Annotated in this window: 15 protein-coding genes and 1 pseudogene; 10 read left to right on the top strand and 6 right to left on the bottom strand. The window is 66.5% G+C overall.

Going from position 1 to position 16,698, the window contains the following annotated elements; genetic code table 11:
* Positions 1 to 77 precede the first annotated feature (77 nt).
* From ctaC to M5I08_RS13935, 4 genes are all read left to right on the top strand, one after another.
* Positions 78 to 1,154, top strand: coding sequence for an aa3-type cytochrome oxidase subunit II (gene ctaC, locus M5I08_RS13950; protein WP_370328472.1), 1,077 nt, complete (start codon positions 78 to 80; stop codon positions 1,152 to 1,154).
* A gap of 7 nt (positions 1,155 to 1,161) precedes the next feature.
* On the top strand, positions 1,162 to 1,581 hold the full coding sequence (locus tag M5I08_RS13945; protein ID WP_219067272.1) for a cytochrome c oxidase subunit 4: 420 nt from the start codon (positions 1,162 to 1,164) through the stop codon (positions 1,579 to 1,581).
* 194 nt (positions 1,582 to 1,775) lie between these two features.
* Complete coding sequence (locus M5I08_RS13940; protein ID WP_219067271.1) at positions 1,776 to 2,660, top strand: MmpS family transport accessory protein; 885 nt, start codon at positions 1,776 to 1,778, stop codon at positions 2,658 to 2,660.
* On the top strand, positions 2,660 to 3,295 hold the full coding sequence (locus M5I08_RS13935) for a DUF2561 family protein (RefSeq protein ID WP_219067270.1): 636 nt from the start codon (positions 2,660 to 2,662) through the stop codon (positions 3,293 to 3,295). The genes M5I08_RS13940 and M5I08_RS13935 overlap by 1 nt, the downstream gene beginning before the upstream one ends.
* Before the next feature lie 7 nt (positions 3,296 to 3,302).
* Here the strand turns inward: M5I08_RS13935 and qcrB are convergent, their stop codons facing one another.
* The 4 genes from qcrB to ctaE form a co-directional block, all read right to left on the bottom strand.
* A complete protein-coding gene (gene qcrB / locus M5I08_RS13930) occupies positions 3,303 to 5,003 on the bottom strand; it encodes a cytochrome bc1 complex cytochrome b subunit (protein ID WP_219067269.1) in 1,701 nt (566 codons plus the stop codon).
* Positions 5,000 to 6,130, bottom strand: coding sequence for a cytochrome bc1 complex Rieske iron-sulfur subunit (gene qcrA, locus M5I08_RS13925; protein WP_249763365.1), 1,131 nt, complete (start codon positions 6,128 to 6,130; stop codon positions 5,000 to 5,002). The genes qcrB and qcrA overlap by 4 nt, the downstream gene beginning before the upstream one ends.
* Before the next feature lie 86 nt (positions 6,131 to 6,216).
* On the bottom strand, positions 6,217 to 7,053 hold the full coding sequence (gene qcrC, locus M5I08_RS13920; RefSeq protein ID WP_219067268.1) for a cytochrome bc1 complex diheme cytochrome c subunit: 837 nt from the start codon (positions 7,051 to 7,053) through the stop codon (positions 6,217 to 6,219).
* Positions 7,054 to 7,082: 29 nt separating this feature from the next.
* Positions 7,083 to 7,694 (bottom strand): aa3-type cytochrome oxidase subunit III, encoded by a 612-nt coding sequence (ctaE, locus tag M5I08_RS13915; RefSeq protein ID WP_219067267.1) that lies wholly within the window; start codon positions 7,692 to 7,694, stop codon positions 7,083 to 7,085.
* An 80-nt stretch (positions 7,695 to 7,774) separates the two neighbouring features.
* Here ctaE and trpD point away from each other — a divergent pair, with 80 nt between their 5' ends.
* A complete protein-coding gene (gene trpD, locus M5I08_RS13910; RefSeq protein WP_370328468.1) occupies positions 7,775 to 8,863 on the top strand; it encodes an anthranilate phosphoribosyltransferase in 1,089 nt (362 codons plus the stop codon).
* On the opposite strand, the pseudogene M5I08_RS13905 reads toward trpD, so the two are convergent.
* Positions 8,801 to 10,639, bottom strand: a pseudogene (locus tag M5I08_RS13905) (DEDD exonuclease domain-containing protein); the annotation flags it as partial. The gene trpD and the pseudogene M5I08_RS13905 sit on opposite strands and share 63 nt — an antisense overlap.
* 151 nt (positions 10,640 to 10,790) lie before the next feature.
* On the opposite strand from M5I08_RS13905, the gene M5I08_RS13900 reads away from it, so the two are divergent.
* The 4 genes from M5I08_RS13900 to pimB all read left to right on the top strand — a co-directional run bounded on the left by M5I08_RS13900 (position 10,791) and on the right by pimB (position 14,278).
* Positions 10,791 to 11,042 (top strand): hypothetical protein, encoded by a 252-nt coding sequence (locus M5I08_RS13900; protein WP_219067265.1) that lies wholly within the window; start codon positions 10,791 to 10,793, stop codon positions 11,040 to 11,042.
* Positions 11,043 to 11,178: 136 nt separating this feature from the next.
* On the top strand, positions 11,179 to 12,294 hold the full coding sequence (ripC, locus tag M5I08_RS13895) for a peptidoglycan hydrolase RipC (RefSeq protein ID WP_219067299.1): 1,116 nt from the start codon (positions 11,179 to 11,181) through the stop codon (positions 12,292 to 12,294).
* A 31-nt stretch (positions 12,295 to 12,325) separates the two neighbouring features.
* Entirely contained in the window at positions 12,326 to 13,132 is an 807-nt protein-coding gene (locus tag M5I08_RS13890) for a hypothetical protein (RefSeq protein ID WP_219067300.1), read from the top strand.
* A gap of 9 nt (positions 13,133 to 13,141) precedes the next feature.
* Entirely contained in the window at positions 13,142 to 14,278 is a 1,137-nt protein-coding gene (gene pimB / locus M5I08_RS13885) for a GDP-mannose-dependent alpha-(1-6)-phosphatidylinositol monomannoside mannosyltransferase (RefSeq protein WP_219067264.1), read from the top strand.
* A 74-nt stretch (positions 14,279 to 14,352) separates the two neighbouring features.
* Here pimB and M5I08_RS13880 read toward each other — a convergent pair whose 3' ends face one another.
* Complete coding sequence (locus M5I08_RS13880) at positions 14,353 to 16,155, bottom strand: AMP-dependent synthetase/ligase (RefSeq protein WP_219067263.1); 1,803 nt, start codon at positions 16,153 to 16,155, stop codon at positions 14,353 to 14,355.
* A 125-nt stretch (positions 16,156 to 16,280) separates the two neighbouring features.
* On the opposite strand from M5I08_RS13880, the gene M5I08_RS13875 reads away from it, so the two are divergent.
* Positions 16,281 to 16,679, top strand: coding sequence for a polyketide cyclase / dehydrase and lipid transport (locus tag M5I08_RS13875; RefSeq protein ID WP_219067298.1), 399 nt, complete (start codon positions 16,281 to 16,283; stop codon positions 16,677 to 16,679).
* Positions 16,680 to 16,698 lie beyond the last annotated feature (19 nt).

The raw sequence follows: 16,698 nt of genomic DNA, 5'->3' as shown, positions 1-16,698 counted from the left end.
GTCGCAACACCGCGTGGTTTACGCTGCGTAGTATTCGACTTTCTGTCGATTCAGCTTGTGATTCAGGAGGCGCCACGGTGACACCTCGCGGACCAGGCCGTTCGCAGGGCTCGTTAAAGAGCCGCTCCGCAGTCTCCCGGCGGCTTCGGCTGGCGGTGCTGGCCGGCGTGCTTGGCATGCTCGCGGTCGCGCTCAGCGGGTGCAGTTGGTCGGAGGCTTTGGGCATGGGCTGGCCGAGGGGCATTACCCCGGAGGCCGACTTCAACCGGCAGCTGTGGATCGGCGCGGTGATCGCCTCCCTGGTGGTCGGCGTCATCGTCTGGGGCCTGATCTTCTGGTCCAGCGCGTTTCACCGCCACAAGGCCACCGACACCGAGTTGCCCCGCCAGTTCGGCTATAACATGCCGCTCGAGTTAGCGCTGACCGTCACACCGTTCCTGATCATCTCGGTGCTGTTCTACTTCACTGTGGTGGTGCAGGAGAAGATGCTGCACCTGGCTTCTGACCCAGAGGTCGTCGTCGATGTCACGCCCTTCCAGTGGAACTGGAAGTTCGGCTACCAGAAGATTGATTTCAAGGACGGCACGTTCAAATACGACGGCGCCGACCCGGCCCGTAAAGCGGCGGTAGCCGCCAAGTCGGAAGCCCGGAACAAGCAGGGCGAACAGCTTCCCGGTCCCGACCACGGAATCGGCATCGCAGACCGCAGCTATCTGAACTACGACAAGGTCGAGACGCTGGGCACCAGCTCCGAGATCCCGGTATTGGTGCTGCCGGTGGGCAAGCGAATCGAGTTCCAGCTGGCTTCGGCCGACGTCGTCCACTCTTTTTGGGTGCCCGAGTTCCTTTTCAAACGCGACGTGATGCCCTATCCGCACGAAAATCATTCGGTCAACGTCTTCCAGGTTGCCGAGATCACCAAGACCGGTGCGTTTGTCGGCCGCTGCGCCGAAATGTGTGGCACTTATCACTCGATGATGAACTTCGAGGTCCGGGTGGTGCAGCCCAACGACTTCAAGGCCTACCTGCAGCAGCGGATCGCCGGTAAGAACAATGCCCAGGCCTTACAGGCGATCGCCCAATCGCCGGTCGCGGTCACCACGCACCCGTTCGATGCCCGCCGGGGCGAGCGCGCGCCCCAAGCGAGTAAGTAGGAAGCCGATGCATATCGAAGCCAGGCTGTTCGAATTCGTGGCCGCGTTCTTCGTCTTCTGCGCGGTGCTCTACGGCATACTGACCAGCTTGTTCGGCACCGGCGGAATCGAGTGGGCCGGCACGACGGCGCTCGCGCTGACCGGTGGGATGGCGCTGATCGTGGCGACGTTCTTCCGGTTCGTGGCTCGTCGGCTCGACACCCGCCCGGAGGACTATGAGGGCGCTGAGATCAGCGACGGCGCAGGGGAACTGGGCTTTTTCAGCCCGCACAGCTGGTGGCCGGTTCTCGTCGCGCTGTCGGGTTCGGTAGCTGCCGTCGGCATCGCCTTGTGGTTGCCGTGGTTGATCGTCGCCGGGGTGGTTTTTGTGCTGAGTTCGGTGGCCGGACTGGTCTTCGAGTACTACCTCGGGCCCGAAAAGCATTAGTCACCCACCGGCGAGGTTCGGCCAAGGTCACAATCAGGGCATCACTTCGTCCGTGACCCCTTCACCGAGAAGGCTGTCCAGGGACCGGTTGGGTAGGGTTTCGCCAGGCACACTGAGAAACGTCCGGAGCGCGCGTTCAGCCACAGCCTTAGTGCCGTGCGTGCCGGTGAAGTAGTCGAACAGGACAGGCAGGCATGAGCGGGCCGAATCCACCAGGACCGGAGTCCGACCAACTGGACTCCGTCGCCGAGCCCAGGCAAGGCGACAGCGAATTCGGTAAAGAGTTGACGGGGGAGAGGGCCGAAGAGCGCAACGAGACGGCGCAGACGGATACCTACTCCCAGGCTTACTCGGCTCCGGAGGCCGAACATGTGACCAGCGGCCCGTACGTGCCAGTCGACTTGGATCTCTACGACTACGAGAGCTACGACGAGCCAGCCGACGAACAAGCCACGTCGCCACGTTGGCCGTGGGTTGTCGGCATCGCCGCGATTGTCGCAGCGATCGCCCTGGTGGCGTCGGTATCGCTGCTATTCGCTCGCACCGACACCAACAAGCTGGCGACGCCCGGCATCACGCCCACGTCGACACCGCCGATGCAGGACCAGATCATCGTCACAACGCCCCCGCCTGCGCCGCCTTCACCGCCGACCAGCGAGGCGCCGCCACCGCCACCGCCGAGCAGCGAGGCGCCGCCGCCACCGCCGCCGGCCGAAGCGCCGCCTGCACCCGTACCGGCACCAGCGCCGGCACCGGCCCCCGCTCCAGCGCCGGCACCGGCGCCGCCGGCCCCGTCCACCCCTGCCGCGCCTCGGCAGTACACGTACTCAGTGACCGGCACCAAAGCGCCGTTCGATCAGATCACGATCACCTACACAGATGCCTCCGGAATGCGACGGACCCTGCCCAACGTCTACATCCCGTGGACGATCACGCTCACCCCGATATCGCAGTCCGACGTCGGTTCGATAGAGGCGACGAGTTTGCTGCGGCTGAGCAAGCTTAACTGCAAGATCACCGCCAGTGACGGAACGGTGTTGTCGTCGAACGAGAACAACCAACCGCAGGCGAGCTGCTAATGGCCGACAGGTACCCCGCAGGATGGGGTCCGTGGAGCAGGGTTGCGCCGGTTACCGGCGATCGCATCCTGGTCGGGGTCTGCGCCGCCGTCTGGCTGGCACTGGTGGGGATGAGCGTCGCGGCCACCGTGGCGCTGATGGACCTCGGGCGCGGCTTCCACGACGCCAAGGGGAATCCACACTCGTCGTCCGTGCTCTACGCCATCATCGTCATTTCTGCGCTGGTCATCCTGGCGGCGATCCCGATGCTGTTGCGCGCCCGGCGCGTCACTCGGGACGGGCCGGTTGCGCGATCGGCCGGGACGCCGACACGCACCGTGAGTGGACAGCCGATTCGGTCCGGGACTGCTCCGACGCGGACCATCACCCCGCCGGGCCGTACCGAGCGATTGACCCCGTTACGGGCGGCATTGCCGGAGGCGACGGTGGACCGGATCTGGTTGCGCGGCACCGCCGCATTGATGGGCACGATGGGGGCCGCCCTGCTCGCGGTCGCGGCCGCGACCTACCTGATGGCGATTGGTCACGAGGCCTTCTCGTGGACCAGCTACGGGATCGCCGGAGTCGTCACGCTGGTCATGCCGCTAGTTCCGTGGCGCCAGGTGCGGCAGCTGCGCCGCACATTGGCCGGGTGAGATCTCGCTAGTTCTGGCCGTTCGGTGAGCCACTGGACGCCCCGCTGCCGTCCTGGTGCTCCCGCAGTGCGGTGAGGGCGCGTTGTTCGGCGGCGTGGCTTGCTTCGGAGAGCGCGGCGTCTTCGGACACGGGGTCGGCGTACAGGAAGCTGCCGGAGCCCGGCGAGCCGGCCAAGCCGAGCCGGTTGACCTTGGTGGGCACCGGGGCGCCCTGGTACTCCAGCGGCAACGGATGGCCGTGGTCGTCGACGGGGCCGAGCGGCTGGTGCAGCTCGATGTAGGCGCCGTGCGGCAAGCGTTTGATGATGCCGGTTTCGATGCCGTGCTCGAGCGCCGCACGGTCGCTGCGCTGCAGGCCGACGGCCCATCGGTAGGCGAAGAAGTAGACGATCGGTGGCAATACGACCATGCCGATGCGCCCGATCCAGGTCGTCGCGTTCAGCGAGATATGGAATTTCAACGCGATGATGTCGTTCATCGCGCTCAGCGTGAGCACCATGTAGAAGGCGATGGCCATGGCGCCGATCGCGGTGCGCACCGGCACATCACGCGGGCGCTGCAGCAGATTGTGGTGGGCTTGCGGGTCGGCATAGTCGCCGGTGAACCGCTTCTCCAGGAACGGGTAGACGATCAGCAGGATGAACACCAGGCCCATGATCACAGCGACCCAGACCGGCGCGGGAATCGTGTGATGCCCGGGGTAGAACTCCCACGCCGGCCAGATACGGGCCAGGCCCTCGGTCCACATCATGTAGAAGTCCGGCTGCGAACCCGCCGAGACTTGAGACGGCTTGTAAGGGCCTAGGTTCCAGATGGGGTTGATCTGCAGCAGACCGCCCATCAAGCCGAGAATCCCGGTGCACAGCGCGAAGAAGGCACCGGACTTGAGCGCGAACACCGGCATCACCCGCACGCCGACGACATTCTGCTCGGTGCGCCCAGGCCCGGGGAACTGGGTGTGCTTCTGAAACCAGACGAAAGCCAGATGCAGCCCGATCAGCGCCAGGATGATGCCCGGAAGCAGCAGGATGTGCAGGGAGTACAGCCGCGGGATGATGTAGCCCGCCGCGACGCAGTTGTCGCCAACGCCGCCGCAAGGGAAGTCGCCGCCGAACACCGCCCAGTGCAGCCAGGTTCCGATCACCGGCATTCCCAGCGTGATCGACGACAGCGACGCGCGTATCCCGATGCCGGACAACAGGTCGTCGGGCAATGAGTAGCCGAAGAAGCCCTCGAACATCGCGAGGATCAGCAGCAGCGAGCCGATCACCCAGTTGGCTTCGCGGGGCCGGCGGAACGCGCCGGTGAAGAAGATCCGGGCCAGGTGCACCATGATCGCGGCGGCGAACATCAATGCGGCCCAGTGGTGCACCTGGCGGACGAACAGCCCGCCGCGCACCTCGAAGCTGATGTCGAGCGTTGACGCGTACGCCTTCGACATTTCCACACCGCGCAGCGGCTGATAGACACCGTTGTAGGTGACGTCTTGCATGGAGGGGTCGAAGAACAGCGTCAGGTAGACACCGGTCAGCAGCAGCACGATGAAGCTGTACAGCGCGATCTCACCGAGCAGGAACGACCAGTGCGTCGGAAAGACCTTGTTGAGCTGGCGGCGCACCGCAGCCGACGGGTGATAGCGGGCATCGACGTCCTCGCCTTGACGGGCCAGCACGTCGCCGATGTTCGCGGGCTTCAGTTTCGGGCTCATGATGTTGTGCGCTCCCAGAATGCCGGTCCGACAGGCTCGATGAAATTGCCGTTGGCGACGAGATACCCGTCGGCGTCGATCGTGATCGGCAACTGTGCCAACGCACGCGCGGCCGGACCGAAAATTGGCTTGGCGTAATACAACGCGTCGAACTGAGACTGGTGGCAAGGGCACAGGATCCGGTAGGACTGCTGCTCGTACAGCGATGAGGGACAACCCAAATGCGAGCAGACCTTCGTGTATGCGAAGAGCTCGCCGAAGTTGAAGCTCTCTTGGCCCTTACGCTTGACCACCCGCGACATGTCGCTGGGCTTGATGCGGATCAGCATCACCGGGTTGCGGACACCGGTCATGATTTCTGTCAGCTTCTGGTGTGATTCCGGCGTGGTGCCATCGCCGTCGGATTCGCGCCACGGGAAGACGGTCTCCATGCCGCCGGCGTCGATGTCTTCGGGACGCATCTTGATGAACGGTGCTCCCAGGTGTTCGCCGGTTGTCCGGGCTAGGTAGACCGTCTCGCCCGGATAGCGTGGCGTCCAACCCGTCGTCCACAGCACCGCTTCCTTGCCGTAGGCGGTCGGCACCACCGGCTTCCAAGGGTTTTTGATAAGCCCGCCGACAAATGCCACCAGAGTGCCCAGGCCGAATGTGCCCAGTCCGACGCCCAGCGACAGGCCGATCAACTTGCGACGACGCAGCGTCGAAGTCTCGAAAGCGTCGGTCAGGTTGGCAACCACCGTCTTGCGGTGAATTTCCGGGGACCCCGAGCCCCCGCCGTCGTGGCGCTCCTGAATCGAAACCTCTTCGGGGATGAACTTTTTCTGAAACAGCACCGCCCCGACGGCGATGCACAGCACGGACATTCCGAAGGTCAGGCCGTAGAGCGGGGTGGTCAGCGAGTACACGAAGCTACCGTGGGATCCGAGTGGCTTGTACTCCCATGGCCAGAACAAGAAAACCAACAGCAGGGCGAACCCGAAGAGTCCGCCCAGCAAAAGCCAGGTCGCCACCAGGCGTTCGGCGCGTTTCTCGGCTTTGGTGTCGGCTACCGGCCAGCGCGGTTCCTTGAAGACGGTTTCCACACCATCGAGGCGGCCGCCGAGATCCACCAGTTCCTCGCGCGACATGGTGTTCAGTTCGGCGTCGGTGGGTTGCCCCGGAGCGCCTTTCTGACCCGGCGTGTCGGTGCCTTTGCCGCTGTCGTCGTGATAGGTCACGATCGTGCCCCAATCCAGAGTGCCGCCCCGATGACGGCCACCATCCCGATGATCCACATCACCATGCCCTCGGGGGCGGGGCCGAAGCCGCCCAGGGCGTTGCCGCCCGGACTGCGTTCCTCGTTAACCGTTTTCACGTAGGCGATGATGTCTTTCTTGGCGTCCAAGGAGAGCTGACGGTCGGAGAACTTCGGCATGTTCTGCGGACCGGTCCGCATCGCGTCGAAGATCTGCTGCTCGTTGGCCGGCGCCAGGTCGGGGGCGTACTTGCCCGACGAGAGCGCACCGCCCTTACCGGTGAAGTTGTGGCACGACGAGCAGTTCAGCCGGAACAGGTCGCCGCCGCGGCCAATGTCGTTGCCGCGCAACGATCCCATCGCGATACTGCCGTCGGGGTTGCGCAACACGGTGGGCCCGCCACCGTTGGCTTCCACATAGGCGCCCAGCGCGTCGATCTGCCCCTCGTCGAAAATCGGCTCTTCTTGGCGTTCCGCCTGGGCCTCGCCGCGCCTGGCGGGCATCCGGCCGGTGGACACCTGGAAGTAGACAGCCGCCTCGCCGACACCGATCAGGCTCGGCCCGTGGTCGGGTACGCCCTGCAGGTTGGCGCCGTGGCACGTCACGCACGAGATGTCGTAAAGCTGCTTGCCAGTGCGCAGCAGCGCCGAGGACGACTCGTCGGCGACAGCCACTTGTGGGCTAGGGGTCAAGATGGCGGCCAGCCCGCCGGCCGCCGAAAGTGCTACTACCAGCAGCAGCCCGGCCGACAACCGGCGACGCAGGCGACGTCGCGCCCGGTCGCTAAGCGATCGGGTCAACCCCAGTCTCTTCAACCGAGCACTCCTGTCGTTGCGCGCGCTGCTCATCGGATGAAATAAATCGTGGCGAACAGGGCGATCCACACGATGTCGACGAAGTGCCAGTAGTAGGAAACGACGATCGACGCGGTCGCCTGAGCCGGAGTGAACTTGCTCAACGTGGTGCGGGCCAGCAGGAAGATGAAGGCGATCAGCCCGCCGATGACGTGCAGCCCGTGAAAGCCCGTGGTCAGGTAGAAAACACTGCCGTACGCGCTGCTGGGAATGGTGGTTCCGTGGCTGATCAGGTGGTGATACTCGTAGCCCTGTCCCAAGACGAAGAACAACCCCATCGCGAACGTGAGCAGATACCAGCGGCGCAGCCCGAATACGTCTCCGCGCTCGGCCGCGAACACCCCCATCTGGCAGGTGAACGACGAGGCGATCAGCACCAGGGTGACCGGGACGGCTTGGTAGAGGTTCAACTCGGTCGGCGGCGGCGGCCAGTTGCCGCCGGCCTGTGCCCGGGCCGTGAAGTACATCGCGAACAACCCAGCAAAGAACATCAATTCGCTGGAAAGCCAGACTATGGTGCCGACACTGACCATGTTTGGGCGGTTAAGCGAATGAACGCGCGCCGTGATTGCAGTACCCGAGGTCCCTACCGCACTCGTCACATCCGCAAGTATGACGCGTTGTAGTTGTCGATCTCCACCCGGGGCGGCAATTGGCCACCGGGGATGGGACCATCTGCAATGTGGCGCTGCCAGCACCCGCGTCGTCCCCGCGGCCCCCGGACGAGGCGCTGTCGTGGCCGCGGATCATCATGGCCTTGACCGCGCGCCAGAACCTGCCGCGCGGAGGGGCCAGCTGGGCCATGGAGCAGATCATGACCGGATCGGCGACTACGGCCCAGATTGCGGCCTTCGCGGTGGCGCTGAAAATGAAAGTTCCGACTGCCGCGGAAGTCACCGAGCTGGCCGACGTGATGCTTGCCCACGCACGCCGGCTGCCCACCGACCAGATCGGAACCGACACCGTCGATGTGGTCGGCACGGGCGGTGACGGGGTCAGCACGGTGAACCTGTCCACGATGGCGGCGATCGTGGTGGCGGCGGCGGGAGTGCCGGTGGTCAAGCACGGCAACCGGGCGGCATCCTCGCTGGCCGGCGGTGCCGACACCCTCGAGGCACTTGGGGTACGCATCGACTTGGATGCCGACGACGTCGCACGTAGCGTCGCAGAAGTCGGGATCGGGTTCTGCTTCGCGCCGCAGTTTCATCCGTCGTACCGGCACGCGTCGGTGGTGCGGCGCGAAGTCGGCGTACCGACGGTGTTCAATTTGCTTGGGCCACTGACTAATCCGGGACTGCCACGAGCGGGGCTGATCGGCTGTGCGTTCGCCGAACTGGCCGAAGTGATGGCGGGCGTGTTCGCTGCGCGCCAGTCCAGCGTGTTGGTGGTACATGGCGACGACGGCCTCGACGAGCTGACCACCACCACGACCAGCACGATCTGGCGGGTACAGGCCGGCACCGTGGACAAGCTGACATTCGATCCTGCCGGGTTCGGCTTCGCCCGCGCCGACCTGGACGACTTACTCGGCGGTGACGCGACGGCCAACGCGGCAGAGGCACGCTCGGTGCTGGGCGGCGCGAAGGGCCCGGTGCGCGACGCCGTCGTGCTCAACGCCGCGGGTGCGATCGTCGCCCACGCCGGGCTATCCAGCAACGCCGAGTGGCTGCCGGCGTGGGAAGACGGGCTGCGCCGTGCCGCCGACGCGATCGACAGCGGCGCCGCCGAACAGCGGCTCGCGCGATGGGTGCGGTTCGGTCAGCAGCTCTGAAGCCCGGCTCGTCACGGCTTGTTCGGCGGCTACTCGCGCCGAGCGCGCCGACGCGGCCCACTCGGCCCACGGCCCCGCCGACCCCAACGGCGAACACCAGCCCGGCGCATCGTCGCCGCCGGGAGTGACCCGCACGATGCGAACCCCCGGCGCCGTCAGCCAGCGCGCGATCAGCGCCGTCTCCTCCACCAGCGCGCCGCCCAGCGGGGCGGGCTGCGGCAGGACCACCTGCGCGCCCGCTGCGATGGCGTCGACGACCGGCATCGGCGGCACACCGCGGCGGGCAGTGCCCGCAGCGGCGAGCTGGCCGTGCCGGATGACCGCGAGCTGCCAGCCGCCACTGCCATCCGGGCCGTCCGGGGCGGCGGCCACCAACTCCGGCAGCGCGGCCAGCGCGCCCAGCCGCTGGCCGCGCCAGAGCACCTCGACCGCTGTGGCTGTGTGATCGCGCAGCCGGGCGGCGCTCTCATAACGCTGGTGCTCGGCAAGGTCGGCGACCTGGCGCACGGCCACGGCCAACGCGGTGTTGTCCAGCCCGTCGATCACCGCCGCGGCGCGCTCGGCCGCCGCGGCGTATTGATCTGCGGTCACATCGCGAGCAGCCGGACACGGCGAAACCTCGTGCTGTGGGCAGGCCGGTCCATGCAGCGCCGAACGGGCCAGCCGCGTGGTGCAGGTGCGCACACCGGTGAACCGCGCCAGCAGCGCGGCGGTGTCGGCGGCGTCGGTGCGAGAGCGAAACGGGCCGACCGCGCGGCCGTGGCGCGGCGTTCGGGTAGCCGAAAATCGGGGAAAGGCCTCGTCGCTCAGCACCACCCACCACCAGCGGTGCGGGAATCGCGACCGGCGGTTGTAGGGCGGGGCATGCGCGGCCAGCATCCGCAGCTCGCGGACGCCGGCTTCTAGCCCGTGGGCGCATTCGACATGCTCGACGGTGGCCGCCAGCGCGACCATCTCCTTGATCCGGCTGCGTTGATCCGAGCCGTTGAAGTACTGACTTACCCTGCGCCGCAAGTCAATTGCGGTGCCGACATAGAGCACCTCGCCAGCCGGCCCACGGAATAGGTAAACCCCTGGCCGGCGCGGCAACCCGTGGGCCAGCACTCGCTTGCGCCGCTGTGCCGGCGTCACGTCGGGCAGATACGAGCGCAGGTCGGCGTAGGTGTACACACCTTGATTGCCGACGCGCTCGATCAGCGCGTGCAAAACCTCGACGGTGGCCCGCGCGTCGTCGAGCGCCCGGTGGGTGGGCTCGTTGGCGACGGCGAACAGCCGGGCCAGCGCGTCCAGTCGCACGCTGGGAGCTTCCTCGCGGCTGAGCACCCTGCGCGCCAGCGCGACGGTGCACAGCACTTGTGGCCGCCGCCATCCGATGCCGCACCGATCGGCGGCTGCCCGCAAAAAACCGATGTCGAACCTGGCGTTGTGGGCCACCAGCACCGCGCCGCGGGCGAACTGTAAAAACATCGGCAACACGACGCCGATCGTCGGGGCATCACAGACCATCGCCGTGGTGATGCCGGTCAGCTGCACGATCTGGGGCGGGATACTGCGCTGGGGATCGACGAGGGTGGCGAACTCGCCCAGCACGACGCCGCCGCGCACTTTGACCGCCCCGATTTCGGTGATCGCGTCGGCGACTGTCCCCTCACCTGCGCTCATGCGCCCACCAGTGGTCTCCAAGTCCACCACGACGAATGTGGTCTCGCGCAGCGATACTTCGCCAGCCGGGTCAAGATCGGGGAGGCTCAATTGCTCGCCAGCGGGGGTGCCCATGGCCGTGACATTAGGCAGTCGCACCGACACCGCCCGGCTTGTGCTGCGGCGCGTCGCAATCCGTAGCCGGAAATCACGCCGGCGAGATCTTGTCGGTGCCCGCGGTTAGCGTGGCGGCAAAGCCACCCATCGGAGCGAGAGGACCAACGAGATGGCATACACCAGCGAGCCCCACCGGGCGGCGACAGGCCCGCCCGAGTCAGAAGAACCAGTGGTCATCGACTGTGACGACTGCGCGGTACGCGGTCCGGGATGCCGTGACTGCGTCGTCAGTGTGATACTCGGGGTACCGGAAACTCTGCTGGAGGATGAGCGGGCCGCGCTGGAGGTGCTTGCCGACGCGGGGCTGGCCCCGAGACTGCGGCTGGTTCCAATTCACCGCCATCGACCGGGGGTAGCCTAACGGCTCCCGTTGAAATCTGGCTGTTTTCTTAATCATCCAGAGTTGGACAACCCCGATGCCGTTTCGTAACCTATCTGAGACCTAAAGCAGACTCGGCCGCACAGCCGACGGGTTCTAAGGACGCAAACTCTTGGGGTTGGGGCATTACGGTAGAAGCGCGCGTTTGCGCGCAGCCAAGCGCTTCGCTATCGCAGCGGTAGCTGCCTGCGCCATACTTACCGGAGTTGCCCCGAGCAATGCGCTGGCCGACCCAGCCAATGACGCGATGGCAAAGCTCACTGAGTTGTCGCGGCAGGCGGAGCAGACCACCGAGGCCATGCACAGCGCGCAGCTCGATCTCACCGACAAGCTGGCCGCGCAGCGGGCAGCCGACAAGAAGCACAACGACGACGTGGACGCCGCAGACGCCGCGAAGTCTCGGTTGGCAACGTTTCAGGCTGGCATCGACAAGTTTGCGGCAGCCATGTATATGGGTGGCCGCACCGACGGCTTGAACGCCATCATGACCGCCGAGTCGCCGCAACAGCTGATCGGGAAATTGGCCGTGCAGCGGGTGATGTCCACCGCAATGCGCGTCCACATGGCCAACTACCGCGCCAGCCGCGAGCAGGCCGCGGAAGCCGAAAAGGAATCGGCGAAATCGGCCGCTGACGCCAAGACGGCCGCCGAGCAGGCCGCCGCGGTGCGCGCGAGCCTGCAGTCTAAGCAGAGCCGGCTGCAGCTGCAGATCGCCATCGTCAAGTCGCAGTACCAGGCGCTGAGCCCCACCCAGCGCACCGAGCTGGCCGCGCCCGGGCCCGTCCCGCCGGCAGCGGACATGGCCGCTGCGGCTCCGGAGGCGTTAGCACCGGGCGGCGGGCAGCCGGGCGGTCCAGGGCCTGGATTCGGCGCCGCACCCGCTAGCGGTCAAGGGGCCATCGCTGTCCAGGCTGCGCTGACCCAGGTCGGCACGCCCTACTCCTGGGGTGGCGCCGCGCCCGGCGGATTCGACTGCTCCGGCCTGGTGATGTGGGCGTTCCAGCAGGCGGGCATCCCACTGCCGCATTCCAGCCAGGCGCTGGCCCACGGCGGACAGCCGGTCTCGCTGTCGGACCTGCAGCCCGGGGACGTGTTGACCTTCTATTCCGACGCCTCTCATGCCGGCCTCTACATCGGTGACGGTCTGATGATCCACTCCTCCACCTACGGCGTGCCGGTGCGGGTGGTGCCAATGACTTCGTCCGGCCCGATCTACGACGCCCGCCGTTACTGACCGGCGACGGTCTACACGGCGTCGTCGCTGGCTGCTGGCCGGTGTACTCACCGCCGAACTGGTCACCGGCGTCGTGTCAGTAGCCCGCCCCGGGCAGACCGCACCCTTGGCTCACCCGGCGCCGCGGCTCACCGTTGTCGGCGACCGCACCGTGCGGATGATCGATCTCGGTGGTCCGCGATCGGAGGTCCTGCTGAGCCGTGTCGCGGCGAACATCGGTCAGGCCGTCGACGCGGTAGAGGCGTTCTGGGGGACCGACTGGCCGCGACACATCGCCGTACTGGCCACCGGCTCGCAGCCCCAGTTCGAGGCCGAGGCCGGTGGAGGGCCGCCGGCGCAGTGGGCCGATATCGCGGCGGTGGCCGTTGCCGATCGGATAGATCCGGTCCGGCGGATCGCGATCGGCCAACGGATCGTGTTCGCGCCCGGTGCTGTCGGCATGAGTGACCCGGCATTGCGAATCGTTTTGAGCCACGAGCTTTTTCACTATGCGGCGCGCGCCCAGACGGCGATGGATGCGCCCCGATGGCTGACCGAGGGCGTCGCTGACTACGTCGCTAGGCCGCACACGCCGCTGCCCGAACAGACGCAGCTACCGACGGCGTTGCCGTCCGACGCCGACCTTGACGCGCCCGGTGTGCTGCGCTCGTCGGGCTACGACCGGGCCTGGTGGTTCGCGCGTTTTGTCGCCGACACTCGCGGCGCGACGACGTTGCGCACGCTCTACCGGAGCGTGTGTGGTGTCGGGCACGCCGATCTACCCGCGGCGCTGCATAACGTCCTGGGCGTCGACACGGCCAGTGTGCTCGCCGAGTGGCGGCAATGGCTGACCCGCTAACCTACGCAGGTGTCCCGGGTCCTGCTGGTAACCAACGACTTTCCGCCTCGACGCGGCGGCATCCAGTCCTATCTGGTCGAGCTGGTTTCGCGCCTGGCCGCCACCGGGGAGCACACCGTGACGGTGTATGCGCCGCAGTGGAAAGGCGCAGACGCCTTTGACGCTCAGACTGACGGCTATCAGGTGGTGCGCCACCCCGGGACTTTAATGCTGCCCGGGCCAGGCGTCGATGCCCGGATGCGCCGGCTGATCGCCGAGCACGACATCGACACCGTCTGGTTCGGCGCGGCCGCGCCATTGGCGCTGCTGGCGCGGTGCGCTCGTCGCGCCGGGGCAAGCCGGGTGCTGGCCAGCACTCACGGCCACGAGGTCGGTTGGTCGATGCTTCCGGTGGCACGGTCGGTGTTGCGCCGCATAGGGGAGGGCAGCGACGTTGTCACGTTCGTCAGCCGCTATACCCGAGGGCGGTTCGCCTCAGCGTTCGGGCCGCGGGCCGCGCTGGAGCACCTGCCGCCCGGGGTGGACACCGACCGGTTCCGTCCGGACCCGGCAAGCCGCACCGAGTTACGCGCCCGCTACCGGTTGGGCGAGCGGCGCACGGTGGTGTGCCTGTCGCGGCTGGTGCCGCGCAAGGGGCAGGACATGCTGATCCGGGCGCTGCCGGCAGTCCGGCAGCGAGTCGATGGTGCAGCGCTGGTGATCGTGGGCGGTGGTCCATATCTGCAGACGCTGCGCGGGTTGGCCGGGCGCTTATCCGTGAGTGAACATGTGACGTTCACCGGCGGCGTGCCGGCCGGTGACCTTCCCGCCTACCATGCGATGGCCGACGTGTTCGCGATGCCATGCCGCACCCGCGGAGCTGGGTTGGATGTCGAGGGGCTGGGGATTGTGTTTCTGGAAGCCTCTGCCGCCGGTGTTCCGGTGATCGCGGGATACTCGGGAGGTGCGCCGGAAACTGTGCGCCACAACAAGACTGGGCTGGTAGTCGACGGTCGCTCGGTGAATCAGATCGCTGACGCCGTCAGCGAGCTGCTCGCAGACCCAGATCGGGCGGCTGCGATGGGCGCCGCCGGCCGGGATTGGGTCACCGTCCGGTGGCGATGGGACACCTTGGCGGCCAGGCTATCCGGATTGATCCGCGGTTAAATTAATGATGCCGAGCAGACGAAGAATCGCACGATTCGGCGCCTGAACATGCGATTCTGCGTCTGCTCGGCGTCTCAGGCCCTGGCGTAGATCGCCTCGATGTCATGGGCGAACTTCTCGGCCACCACCTTGCGCTTGATCTTCATCGTCGGGGTGAGCTCGCCGGTGTCCTCGGTGAAGTCGACGGGCAGGATGCGGAATTTGCGGATCGATTCCGCATGCGACACCGCCAAATTCGCTTGTTTGACGGCCGTGTCCACCTCGGCCATCAAGTCGGGGTCGGTGACCAGATCGCTGACCGGCGCTCCGGCGGGCTTGCCATTGCGCTGCTTCCAACCCTCGAACGCCTCAGGGTCGATGGTGATCAGCGCACCCACGAACGGTCGCGCGTCTCCGACGACCATCGCCTGGCTGATCAGCGGGTCCGCCCGTAGCTGGTCCTCCAATACGGCGGGGGCGACGTTTTTGCCTCCAGCGGTGACGATGATTTCCTTCTTGCGGCCGGTGATCGTCAGGAACCCCTCGTCGTCGACCGCGCCTAGATCACCGGTCTTGAACCAGCCGTCGTCCATCGCTTCGTTGGTGGCCTGCTCGTTGTGCCAGTAGCCGCGGAACACCACGCCGCCTCGCACCAACAGCTCGCCGTCGTCGGCAACACGCAAACTATTGCCTGGCAATAACTTTCCGACGGTGCCAACTTTCAGGGCGCCAACCTGGTTGACGGTGATCGCCGCGCTCGTCTCGGTCAGCCCGTAGCCCTCGTAGACGGTGAGACCGACGCCGCGGTAGAAGTGGCCCAGCCGCGCGCCCAGCGGTGCACCGCCCGAGACCGACGCACGGCAGTCACCGCCCAGCGCCGTGCGCAGCTTGTGATACACCAGTCGATCGAACAGCGCATGCTTGGCCCGCAGCGCTAAACCCGGGCCGCCGTGATCGCAGGCCTCGCTCCAGTCGACTGCGGTCTGCGCGGCGATCGCGAAGATGCGACCCTTCCCGTCATTGGCGGCGTTCTGCGCGGCAGTGTTGTACACCTTCTCGAACACCCGCGGTACCGACACCACGAGCGTCGGCTTGAACACCCCGAACATCGGAACCAGATTCTTTATGTCACTGGTGAATCCGACGACAACCTTGTTGTGAAAGGCGCACAAGGCGAGTGCGCGCGCCAACACGTGCGCGAGCGGCAGGAACACCAGCAGGCGCTCGCCCTTGCGCAGCAGCGTGGGGAGAACCTCCTTGGCGCCCCGGGTTTCGTAGACCAGGTTGGAATGGGTCAGCTGGCAGCCCTTCGGACGGCCGGTGGTGCCCGAGGTGTAGATCAGCGTCGCCAGGTTGTCGCAGCCCAATGCGTCGATGCGGGCGGTCAGCTCGGCCGGGTCGACCGACGCGCCGTCCTGCTCGAGTTGCTTGAGGGCTTTGGCGCCTGAGCCGTCGATTTGCAGCACGCGCCGCAGCTCGGGCAGGTCGCCGCTGAGCTCGGTGACCATCTTCGCGTGGGCGTCGGTTTCGGCGAACGCCACCACCGCCCCGGAGTCCGACAGCACCCAGCGCACCTGCTCGGCCGACGAGGTTTCGTAGATCGGGACGGTGACCGCGCCTACCGCCAGGATCGCCAGATCGAGGATCGCCCACTCGTAGCGGGTAGCCGAAAAGATGACCACCCGGTCGCCGGCTTGCACGCCTTGTGCGATCAAACCCAGTGCTGTCGAGCGGATTTGGACTGCGGCGGCGGCGCAGGTAACGTCGGTCCAGGCCCCATCGATGAGGCGCTGAAATATTACGGTGTCAGGGTCGTCGCGCTCGTGCTCGAACACTGCGCCGACGGCGTTGTCGTGCTCGCTCACCGTGAACGGGGCGGGAACACTGAATTCACGCACTCTTCGACCTCGCTTGAGTTATTTCGCGGGATAGCCGGGGCTCGGTTCAGCCTAGTCCGGCGACGATGCGGGCAATCCCGGGTGGTGCTGTGCGGCCGTCGGCGCGGTATGTGAAGCTAGGGGCCGTGCACAGCGTTCAGGTTGCCGACGAGACGTTCGTCGCCGCCAACCCCGCACGCGTCGGCGCCGCCGTCGGCGATCGGGCCAGCTGGCGCCGGTGGTGGCCTGATCTGCGGCTGCGGGTCATCGAAGACCGTGGCCCGTTGGGAATCCGGTGGGCGGTGACCGGACCGCTGACCGGGACCATGGAAGTCTGGTTGGAACCTGCGTTGGACGGTGTGCTGTTGCACTACTTCCTGCATGCCGAGCCGTCCGGGGTGGCGGCGTGGCAATTAGCCGGGATGAACCTGCGCAGAGTGACCCATCGCCGTCGGGTCGCCGGCAAGCGGATGGCATTCGAGGTGAAGGCGACGCTGGAGCGTTCCCGGCCAGTCGGGGTTTCTCCGGTGCTTGACCAGGCCTGAGCTCAACCGGGGAGTACCG

The sequence above is a fragment of the Candidatus Mycobacterium methanotrophicum genome (genome assembly GCF_023515995.1).
Lineage (GTDB): Bacteria > Actinomycetota > Actinomycetes > Mycobacteriales > Mycobacteriaceae > Mycobacterium > Mycobacterium methanotrophicum.
Note: the sequence above shows the minus strand (reverse complement) of the source record. Positions and strands in the feature narration are given on the sequence as shown.

Bases quoted from the DNA above. Each gene is read 5' to 3' on its own strand.
- M5I08_RS13945 (WP_219067272.1), top strand. From the start codon at position 1,162: ATGCATATCGAAGCCAGGCTGTTCGAATTCGTGGCCGCGTTCTTCGTC.
- M5I08_RS13940 (WP_219067271.1), top strand. From the start codon at position 1,776: ATGAGCGGGCCGAATCCACCAGGACCGGAGTCCGACCAACTGGACTCC.
- M5I08_RS13935 (WP_219067270.1), top strand. From the start codon at position 2,660: ATGGCCGACAGGTACCCCGCAGGATGGGGTCCGTGGAGCAGGGTTGCG.
- qcrB (WP_219067269.1), bottom strand. From the start codon at position 5,003: ATGAGCCCGAAACTGAAGCCCGCGAACATCGGCGACGTGCTGGCCCGT.
- qcrA (WP_249763365.1), bottom strand. From the start codon at position 6,130: ATGTCGCGCGAGGAACTGGTGGATCTCGGCGGCCGCCTCGATGGTGTG.
- M5I08_RS13900 (WP_219067265.1), top strand. From the start codon at position 10,791: ATGGCATACACCAGCGAGCCCCACCGGGCGGCGACAGGCCCGCCCGAG.